This is a genomic window from Microcystis sp. M_QC_C_20170808_M9Col, assembly GCF_007095495.1.
Taxonomy (GTDB): Bacteria; Cyanobacteriota; Cyanobacteriia; order Cyanobacteriales; family Microcystaceae; genus Microcystis; species Microcystis aeruginosa.
The window spans coordinates 1-9,606 of record NZ_SFBZ01000239.1 but is presented as its reverse complement, the minus strand read 5'-3'; the positions used below and the strand labels follow the sequence as shown (position 1 = coordinate 9,606).

The 9,606-nt window shown below is 38.9% G+C and carries 9 protein-coding genes and 2 pseudogenes; 2 read left to right on the top strand and 9 right to left on the bottom strand.

Translation table 11 applies throughout. The features are described 5' to 3' along the window. From EWV68_RS13975 to EWV68_RS13945, 7 genes and pseudogenes are all read right to left on the bottom strand, one after another. Window positions 1-157, bottom strand: a pseudogene (locus tag EWV68_RS13975) (Uma2 family endonuclease); the annotation flags it as partial. 117 nt (window positions 158-274) lie between these two features. Further along, window positions 275-3,634, bottom strand: coding sequence for a helicase-related protein (locus tag EWV68_RS13970; protein WP_287170153.1), 3,360 nt, complete (start codon window positions 3,632-3,634; stop codon window positions 275-277). Window positions 3,635-3,686: 52 nt separating this feature from the next. After that, entirely contained in the window at window positions 3,687-3,914 is a 228-nt protein-coding gene (locus EWV68_RS13965; RefSeq protein ID WP_002790332.1) for a DUF4926 domain-containing protein, read from the bottom strand. Between the two features lie 12 nt (window positions 3,915-3,926). Next, window positions 3,927-4,259, bottom strand: coding sequence for a DUF6883 domain-containing protein (locus EWV68_RS13960; RefSeq protein ID WP_061431584.1), 333 nt, complete (start codon window positions 4,257-4,259; stop codon window positions 3,927-3,929). 44 nt (window positions 4,260-4,303) lie between these two features. Further along, entirely contained in the window at window positions 4,304-4,519 is a 216-nt protein-coding gene (locus EWV68_RS13955; protein ID WP_185237313.1) for a hypothetical protein, read from the bottom strand. 129 nt (window positions 4,520-4,648) lie between these two features. Next, window positions 4,649-4,975, bottom strand: a complete 327-nt coding sequence (locus EWV68_RS13950; protein WP_002734933.1) for a XisI protein — start codon at window positions 4,973-4,975, stop codon at window positions 4,649-4,651. Next, window positions 4,951-5,379, bottom strand: a complete 429-nt coding sequence (locus EWV68_RS13945) for an element excision factor XisH family protein (protein WP_002776212.1) — start codon at window positions 5,377-5,379, stop codon at window positions 4,951-4,953. Before EWV68_RS13945 ends, EWV68_RS13950 begins: the two co-directional genes overlap by 25 nt. 225 nt (window positions 5,380-5,604) lie before the next feature. On the opposite strand from EWV68_RS13945, the gene EWV68_RS13940 reads away from it, so the two are divergent. Further along, on the top strand, window positions 5,605-5,793 hold the full coding sequence (locus EWV68_RS13940) for a type II toxin-antitoxin system HicA family toxin (RefSeq protein WP_149978456.1): 189 nt from the start codon (window positions 5,605-5,607) through the stop codon (window positions 5,791-5,793). After that, window positions 5,794-6,099 (top strand): hypothetical protein, encoded by a 306-nt coding sequence (locus EWV68_RS13935; protein WP_002776214.1) that lies wholly within the window; start codon window positions 5,794-5,796, stop codon window positions 6,097-6,099. 93 nt (window positions 6,100-6,192) lie between these two features. On the opposite strand, the gene EWV68_RS13930 is transcribed toward EWV68_RS13935, so the two are convergent. After that, complete coding sequence (locus EWV68_RS13930) at window positions 6,193-9,279, bottom strand: Eco57I restriction-modification methylase domain-containing protein (protein WP_287170152.1); 3,087 nt, start codon at window positions 9,277-9,279, stop codon at window positions 6,193-6,195. A gap of 58 nt (window positions 9,280-9,337) precedes the next feature. Further along, a pseudogene (locus EWV68_RS13925) lies at window positions 9,338-9,606 on the bottom strand (Uma2 family endonuclease); the annotation flags it as partial.

Genomic DNA, 9,606 nt, shown 5'->3' with positions numbered 1-9,606 from the left:
AAGCGTAGTAATCACTCCTCTCGCGCCATAATAATTCTAGACAACTAAGGAGAATGATGATCTGTTGCAGGTGTAGATCACTTTCCAATGGTGGTTCATCACTCCATAAATCTGTGGGGAGATAGGTGACATCTGGGATAATGTCTAGGGCTGTCATGACTTTTTCCCGGTATTTTAGGATTGATTAATTGTAGCTTTTTCTCACAATTGCAGAGATAAGGCGGGCGGGATTTTAACCAATAACTTAATCCTATACCTTGACCGATCGCCGTTTCTAAACTAAAGCCTGACTGCAAATAATGATGGGAATTGGTTGCTCCTCACCTTGCAAGCGGCGGCGATCTAACCAGTCCCGCATCTCATGTTGGCTGTATAATTTCTTCAGTTCGCTAAACAAAGCTTCTCCTGTCAGGCTACGGCGCTTAATCAGGTTTAACTCGCGCTTGAGTACAGTGGTAATCGGTTGGCGAAAGGCCTGTTCTAATAGGTTAACCTGCTTGCGGATTTCTTCATCCTGCGTGGTTTTGAACAGCAGTCCTAGTTCTCGCAGGACGTAGCGCTGTGCTTGAGTCAAGGAACGGCTGTACTCCCGTTCAGATTGGCGGTGCTGGACTTCTTGGGCAAATTTCACCTTGACTTGCATGACTGCTTGGTTGTAATTTTTGGGCAGCGGCAGTGATGCTTCTTCTGGGTTGGTTTTGAGCATTCCTAAAATGCGGGCAGTATCTTTTGATATGATCTCTCCCTGTTCATCGAGCCAATATAATTGCTGGTAGCCCTTCCAATCTTTGCGGTTCGGATAAGAAGCTTCACAGAAGACAATTATGCCCTTATTGAGAGAAAAGCGAGCCGTTCGGATGCCATGAGGCAGGTTAGCTATCCGTTCGTATTCAGCCGGATTTTCTCGCTGGAGTTGTCTGAGAATTTCTTCGGCTTCATTGAGGTCGAGAAATTCTCCCTCATCTTCAAACAAACTTAATTGATGGCTGCTACTTTTTTCATAAATCGCATACATAGCCTCTTCGTTAAGCTGTTCCGTTGGGTCGAGAATTGCCGCATCCTCACCGATGGTTTCGTGAATTTCTTGAATGCGGTTTTTGAGTTTTTGCCGTAATCCTAGATTCCGCTCTAATCCCGTCTCTGGGAGAAAATTAAAGCCGTAAACCACATCATTCTCGCTGCCAATCCGATCAATCCGACCAAACCTTTGAATGAGTCGGACGGGATTCCAATGCAGGTCATAATTAATAATCAGGTTGCCATCTTGTAGGTTTAAACCTTCGGCTAAAACATCGGTAGCAATTAAAGTTTTGATTTCCGACTCTCCCTGTTGTAATTTATAGTATTTGTTGGCTTTGGGGGCAAATCTTCCCACTACCCGCGCCTTATTTTTATCGCCACTGTAGATGACTTCTAGATCGTCTCGATCGCCGTTAGGATTGAGGTTTTGATACAAGTAATAGGCGGTATCAGCATACTGAGTAAAGATGAGGCACTTGCTATCTTGCAGCGGAGGTTTATTCAACCAATTTTTGAGAGTTTGTAATTTCGCATCTTTGTCTGGGGTAATTGGCTCAACTAAGTGCAAAATTTTCTCTAGCAATTGGATGTCATGTTCGAGGTGTTTCTGCAATATTGTGGCATCAAAATCAGCTAGATCATACTTCCCAGATGCCTGACGCAAAGCATCCATAATGTCTTGTTCTTCCCCATTGTTTGGCTCATAGAGAATTGCCTGAGCTTCTTCTCCGGCGGGGATAATTCCTTGGCATAAAGCTTCTCGAAAGCGTTGATGGACTTGCAGTAATTTCTTAACAGTTTGTTGGAAGGCATAAACGCTAGATTCAAAGCGTTTGAATAACAGGACTCGCATCAGTCCTCTTAAATTTGCCCCTCCAGTTTGTAAACTGAGTAATGGTTCTTGTTTGCGCTTATTTGGTAATACATAATTTCCCAAACCATAACGAGCATAGCAAAGTTCATTTTTACGAGGGTTAGCTGGTTGCTGTTGGCGAGATTTCCCTAAATATTGACGCAGTTCTTGGTAAAGTCCTTGATAGGTATCTTCAATACTATATTCAATGGTTTGTAGTTCTCTTTTGGGAAAAAACTGATGCTTACCACCCACAATAACGTAAGCGCGTTGATTTCCGTTTAAATAATCCTTGAAATTGTCTGCATCTACGGGTTTATGAGTCTTGGCATCAAAGCCGTACCAGCGTAAAATGTGGTTGCGAGTGCGCCGGATCAAGATGTTAGATAACAAGTCAGGTAACTGTTTTTCCCCTTTCTCTACTAATCTAAAATACTCTTTTAGATCGGGCGGATCTATGGGAAAATCTGTCTTATCATCTTGATGAAAAAGCTTAATCTGATGGTAAATATCCCAAGCACTTTTATTGCGAGGAGTTGCTGTCAGGAAACAGCATTGTCTCCCAGCTGCTAAAAAGGCTTCGACGATTTTATATCTTTGGGTTGCGGCATTCCGCAGGTTATGACTTTCATCAATTAAGATAAAATCTCGATCTTTGTATTTAAAATCTTCTAATAAAACTCTGATGCCACTGGTTTCATCTTCCCGCAGCAATCCCATCGATAAAACGCGGGCGTTAAGTTGATAAATTTCGTTGTAGCGTTCCCACATTTCCACCAGTGGAGCTGGACAAATAATTAAGGGTCGGGCTTTTTCCACTTGTTCAAAGCGTTTGACAATGGCAGCACCAATGAAGCTTTTTCCTAGTCCTACCACATCGGAAACGAAACAACCTCCGTACTCGCGGATGAGTTTGATCGCTTGGTTAACTGCTACTTTTTGAAAGTCTGCTAGTTTCTCGGTAATTTCGTTATCTATCATCATTTCGCTGGCAGTTTCTTCTGTCAATCGATCGCGCACGAGCATATAGAGAGTTTTCATATAGATGTCGTAGGGACGTACTGGCATCATCGCCCAAGACTGTTTTAAAGACTGCATCAGTGTTTCATCAAATTCTGTTGCTTCCTGCCAAAGTTGATTGAACCATTCTGTTAAACTGGCATGATTTTCATTACCGTGAACGATAACATTAAGTTCGGTATTGTGGGAAATTCCTGATAAGGTAAGGTTAGAAGAACCAACGATAGCAAGGCCTTTTTCTTGACGTTCCAAAGGTTGTCCCTGCTGGTTATAAATTGTCCCGTAGTCGAAGATATAGGCTTTAGCATGGAGTCGCCCTTTAGTATAAACTCGCACCTGAAGGCGTTTTTCTTCAATCATTTGAACCAGCTTTTTTACTAAGGTTTCTGCTTCATCTGTTTGGTCCATCAGTTCGACGCTGGAACGAATATTGTCGGCGGTTTCTGTTGCCATCTGCTTGCGTTCTGTCCGTTTGGGGTATTCTTGTGCTTCCAGATGGTCTTTAATTAGTTCTAAGCGGCGGTAGCCTTCTGCTAGTTGTTCGATGGTTTCCCGGTTGCTGGTGTTGCCAATTAGGAGGCGGATTTGTGGGATGGTGGCGAGACGAGGTGCGATCGCAGTAAAGCCGGAGAGGAAAAAGTAACCGACGGCAAAATGAGCGGCTTCTGAAGAGTGAAGAATTTGGTTGATGTTATCGACTAATTTTTGCTGGCGATTGTCGATGATGTCGTGGGTAGGCATAGTTCGATATCCATAAGAGAATTGTTATATCAATAATGTTTTTTAAGAAAATTTACCCTATATTTACAGCTAAATTTTTAGGTTCTAAGGGAGAATGATGTAATAACATTAGTTGATTTTCTTGTAAGGTTTCGATAGCATAAGCACGTCCTGATGTGTCGCTAAATTCCACTTCAAAAACTGTGGGTTCATAAACTTCTACAATTGTTCCGACTTGTCCGCAATATAATCCTAATTGGGGTAAGTCTTCTAATAAGGCAACTACATCTAAGAGTTTCATTTGATTATCTCCTTAAAGTACATAACAAGTCACTAAGCGGGGAAAGTTTTCGTCATTTCTGATGATCCAAACACTGTGAATAATGGCGGTTTTGTTTTGATGAGTCAGGGGAAAATCAATAACATACTTTTGTCCATAGTGATTGATTTTGTCAGGAATAGCATCATAGGTTTTAACTGCTTCTAGGAGTGCATTTTTAAGAAATTGAACGTTATTAATATCTAAGTTTAAGACGGATTTAAAAACCCTAGCTTTATGCTGTCCATCTGAATGATTTAGATTCAGGGCATAACCGGTCAATTTGTTATCATCAATAATGGTATTTTTAGGATTGGGTAATTTCACATTATACCACCTACTCAATCATTGTCTCTGCTGCCTTGATTGAACTATGATCTATGGCGCTCTCGGTCAATTTCAGAAAAAATATCATCGAGTTCTGGTTGATTTTTCCATACTCCAATAAGAGTTTCTAAGTCTTCCCACAATAATTTTTTTTGAATTAAATTATCGGGGATTTCTAGAGAAATTTTTACGCCATTAGGAAGAGATAAATCCTCTAATAGCTCGATAGTATTGCCTTTGATAATTCCTTGTATTTTCATGGTAGTTTAGGATAAAGCTTGCTCAACTAAGACGGCAGTTTCACGATCTAGAATAGAGAGAGTTTCTTGAATTAATTCTATTGGTAATTCTAATGTTTTATAATTTGTTTTTCCATTTTATTTGTACTCCTAATTAATGGCATATTCTGTGAATTTTCGTTTAAATGGAGAGTGAAATCCGATGACAATATCTGTTTTAGGAATTCCTAGTTCAACTAACTTTTCAGCCACCGAAATTTCTGTGTTGTTCTGTTGAATATAAACTTTGTTGTTAATAATATCTAAATGTAAAAGACATCCATAAATCCAATGATTATTGTGCCAACCAACTTGTACTAATAAATAATGTTTTCTCAGATCGTCAAAGATTATTTCTAGGGAAATTTCACTAGACTGCTGAATTTTAGCTTGTTCTTCAATTAGGGATTTAACTAATTCACTGTAGTTGATTGCCATTCTACGATCTCCTCTATTTCAGGGTTATAGACAATAATTTTGATTTGATAATGTTCTAGAATTCTTTGAACAAAACGGCTATGACAAAACACTTCATAAGTATCATTAGGGATGGCTAAGTATAGGGTTCTATCAGGTTCAATTTCTGAAAGAGCAAAACGGTAGTTAAGATATTGTCCACAGGCTAAATGTAGTTCTGTAACAATTGAATCTCTTAAGAAACTTTTGATTTCAATGGCAACTTTTTCTCGTTCTTTTTGTGCTGCAATAACTTTTTCTGCACCTAAGTCCACATAAAAGTTAACATCTTCAAACTCTAGGGTAAAAGGATCATGGGTAATCGTCCAACCTGCTTTTATGAGTGCATTTCGGACAGCATGGTGAAAGGTATCTTTAGCTGGCATATCCTGATTTTAGCAGGTTTTCCTAATTTTAGCATCTTGTAACAATCTTAAGGTTCACAGTCTAGGAAATCCTTCTTGTTATTTCTCCTCTTCTGTGATGATTTCAGATACCCGACTTCTTTAAGAAGTTGACTTCATTTTCCATTGTAGCTTAAAGCCGTCCTAAAAGGACGGGGTTTTAAACCCAAATTTTCGATAAGATAAGTGTAGGTTAAAATTAAGGGTATGAGGGTTCGTGAGGTTATCCGTCGCCTAATTGATGATGGTTGGTTGCAAGTTTCGCAAAAAGGAAGCCATCGTCAGTTTAAACACCCTGTCAAGCTGAGTAAAGTTACCGTTCCTTGTAAACTGTCAGATGATATACCTATCGGAACTTACAAAAACATTCTACGGCAAGCTGAATTGGAGGGTTGAATGACTGAATTGAATAGTATGGTTGTGGTTAAGGATAACGCTATTGAAATAGAGCGTCAAGAAGAGTTAAAAGACTTCCTCCAAGAACAAGAACAACAAGTTCTTGAGCAATTCAAACCGGGTACATTCGGATGTCATGAGTTACTTGACAGAACAGCGATGGTTAGTGATTCCTTGGAGCGTTTTATTGTTTCCCATCCAGCTTGTGTACAAAACCCTGAATGGTACGCTCTAGCAAGACAAGCTGCTGAGGCTCTACATATTCTCTATCAAAAAGTTGGTGCAGTGCATCTCAAGGGAGACTAAGGTTTTGACTAGCAAGAGAGGTTAATAAAGAAATCGAAATTCTGTGATGATTTCAGATACCCGACTTCTTTAATAATTCGGGTATCTAACCCCTTACAATCCATACAATGCCGCTACTCTCTCATCTATCTCTTTCTCCCATTCTTCACAGTTAACCCCTTTGGCATCTAAGCATTTTTGTACTAATTTGATGATGGGTTCTTTTTCCGATTCAGAAGCGGGAGGGATGGGGATTTTTTCAACATATTGACGTTTAAATCTTAAATGTCCCCCCAAAATCTGAGGGCTTAATTGATGATAATATTTTAATACCGTTAATGAATTAAGTACCCCCAGAAGATAAAGATCATAAACTGGAATCATAAAGGTTGTATCGTTAATATAAAGACCTTTTTCATCTAAGGAAAAACGTGACTCTTTTGCAATATCTGGAAAAACAATCTTAGGTTTTTCAAATTCTTCAAAATATGTAGCTGCACATCTTTGTAAAGCGTACCATTCATATCTAATTCCAGTTTCTGCCTTATTTCTCAATGAAAGTTCCTTTTGATATTTTGCAAGATGACCATAAATAGATGGATATATTCTCTCAAATTCTTTTTCAGCTTTAAGAGAACTTCCAGTAATGCTAGTATCTTGATGTAAAGGAAAATGCCAAGGAATGAAAATCAACCATTTGTCTTTGTAATTTATGCGCCATTTACGCACATCATCACCCACAGCTAAAGGTTTAATAATCTCTGCACTTTTAGTATCTTTAGCAATTAATTCTGCTCGTTTTGCACCATCAATCACAAAGGCTTTATTAAAACCAGTTTTAATACCATAATAAATTTTTTCATTGACGTATTCACCTAAAGGAATACCGGCTGCTGACATTTTATTGATTAAACTTGCCGTAGTAGAATCACTTAATAGCCAATTTTTACCATTTAAAGAATTATTAGGTAAAATTGTTCCCTGTTCATTAATAACAGTTTTAATATCAGGATAAGGTGACTCTAAAGATTTAACTTGAGTAAATTGAGTGTTTAATTTTATATCTGATTGCTTCTGAGCGAGAAAAATCATCACTAAAACAGCTGCACTTTCAAAAACTGGCAACTCCCCAAAATCGGTAATACTTCTCACCTGACAAGTATCAGCGATATGCTGTCTTAACTTCTCCCCATACTTTGCCCGAAACCACTTATTAGAAGAAATAAAAGCTAACATTCCCCCAGTTTTAAGTAATTGTAAAGCTCTCGCATAAAAGAAACAATATAAATCCGATGTTCCTGTATAAACTTCCGGGAAAACCTGCTTTAAAGTTGGTTTTAAATCCTTAATTAATTCCTGTCTCACATAGGGGGGATTTGCTACCTGAATATCAAAACCTCCCTCCGCTAATACCTCGGCAAACTCCACCACCCAATCAAACCCTTTTGAGATAGCTTCCTTATCACTCGCAATCACAGAAGCACTGCCATGGGTTAATAAAGCAATCTGTTTCTTAACCTCATTAATCTCCTGTTCAAGACTTTGTTTATCACTGCCTAAATGCGCTCTTAAATACTTCGCTTTAGCTTCCCTAAACCGATGGATAAACTCCTCGCGCACCATCCCAGAACCTTGGGGATTAGGAGCAGTTAGACTATCTCCTGTTTCAATTTTAAACTTCAAATTGGGTAGCGGTGGCGGATTGTCTCCCTCATATTCAACCGCTAAGGAAAGCCATAACCTTAAGCGAGCAATATTAACCGCAAAAGGATCGATATCAACTCCATAGATATTAGTTTCAATAATCTCTAACTTGCGCTGATAAACCGTTTTATAATCAATACCTTTAGTGGCAAATAAACACTGACGCAAATCTAATAACTCATGCAACATTCCCAATAAATAAGCTCCACTTCCACAGGCAGGATCACAGACTTTGACCTGTTTTAAGGTTTCTAAAACTGCCTCTGGATTATTTAAGTTAATAGCATTATATTCGTCAACAAAAAGCTCAATCGCTTCTTTGTTTTCAGAAGTTAATTTACTGCTTAAATATCCCTTCAACGCCTCCCGACACATAAAAGAAACAATCGGTTTAGGTGTGTAATAACTGCCTGATTCATGTCTCCCCGTGACTAATTCCTCAAACACTTTTCCCAACATTTCTGGGTCCACTGCTACCTCCACATCCAGGGGTGTACTCTCAGTTACAGTGAAATTAAAATTACTAAAAAGGCCCTGTAAGATAACATCGATCGCCTGATCGGGTACTATTATATTAGGATTGCGGTCATCTTCATCCTGTTCAAATAATCCCCCATTAAGATAGGGAACTGTCCCGATTATTTGCCGAAGAAAACCACCGTTATTGATACTAATAATATCCGTTTGTTGGGGATTATTTAGTCCCGTAAAAAACAGATGAGTCAAGCGATTATGATAAAAGTTTTTGTGCGAGGTGCTGTTATCATTCTGATAATCCTGCCATAAGGTTTCTAGATAGTCTCTTTGTTCGTTAAACTTCAGCCAACCCTTTTTCTGGATAAAAACAATAAACATCAGGCGATTAAATAGCTTCTGAGTAAATAGTCTTCTCTGGTCAGCATTAGGGATAGTTTTAGTAATTAATTGCTCAACTTTTTCAAAGACCGAGCGATACTGTTCAAAAAATTTCTTAGTAACTTTCTCAACATCAAAAGCTTCATCATGACGTTCCTGAATCGCTAAAGGAGACTCGGAACTAATATTATCTAAATCTAGTAAACTTAGGCGTTCTGTGGCGGTTCGTAACTGTTCCCCCGGACCCACTGTAATTCGCCGCAAGACTTGCCTTTTTTCTTGTTTAACATCATATTTAACATTGATAAAATGCCACCGTTCTTGGTGGAAATCAGAGAAAATAAAGAGAGTGTAGGGATGGTTTTTTAGCAGTTGAGTAACGACAAGACGCTCTAAATTGAGCAGCAGTTGCTTAGAGTTGAGACGAGCATAAATAACCTGAAAATCTTCCCCCCCAGAAGCCAATAAAATTGGGTCTTCTGCTAATGCTTCTACTGCTTTATCTGGCCAATTGCGTCGGGACAGGGTTTGATTTTCTCGCTCGTAATTTAACTCAGACCAGAATAATTTTTTGAGCGCATCCAATCCTCTCAGGGATGAAAGAAGGTCATAAACTGACTGCCGAAGTTCAATATCACTCATAAGTTTTCTCACGACCTCTCATTTAGGTTTACTTTCTCCAGAACTTTTGCCACTTCAGTTAAATTGTATCGGGATCGATGCCTAATTCTCGTAGTTTTTGTGCTAATTTTTCCTTAGCCTGACGTTCCCTTTCTTTCTCTAAAAGAGCCTGTTCTTTCTCTAAAAGAGCCTGTTCTTTGGCTAAAAGAGCCTGTTCTTTGGCTAAAAGAGCCTGTTCTTTTGCCTGTCGTTGCTGTAATTCGGCTTCTTGAGGAGTGGGGACTAATTGACCATCGGCGGTAAAATAACGCAGTTTACGGTCAAATATCCCTAAATATAATCCTAACT

Coding starts and splice junctions, on each gene's coding strand:
- EWV68_RS13930 (WP_287170152.1), bottom strand. CDS start 9,279: ATGAGTGATATTGAACTTCGGCAGTCAGTTTATGACCTTCTTTCATCC.
- EWV68_RS13950 (WP_002734933.1), bottom strand. CDS start 4,975: ATGGCAATCAACTACAGTGAATTAGTTAAATCCCTAATTGAAGAACAA.
- EWV68_RS13940 (WP_149978456.1), top strand. CDS start 5,605: ATGAGGGTTCGTGAGGTTATCCGTCGCCTAATTGATGATGGTTGGTTG.
- EWV68_RS13945 (WP_002776212.1), bottom strand. CDS start 5,379: ATGCCAGCTAAAGATACCTTTCACCATGCTGTCCGAAATGCACTCATA.
- EWV68_RS13965 (WP_002790332.1), bottom strand. CDS start 3,914: ATGAAACTCTTAGATGTAGTTGCCTTATTAGAAGACTTACCCCAATTA.
- EWV68_RS13935 (WP_002776214.1), top strand. CDS start 5,794: ATGACTGAATTGAATAGTATGGTTGTGGTTAAGGATAACGCTATTGAA.
- EWV68_RS13970 (WP_287170153.1), bottom strand. CDS start 3,634: ATGCCTACCCACGACATCATCGACAATCGCCAGCAAAAATTAGTCGAT.
- EWV68_RS13955 (WP_185237313.1), bottom strand. CDS start 4,519: ATGAAAATACAAGGAATTATCAAAGGCAATACTATCGAGCTATTAGAG.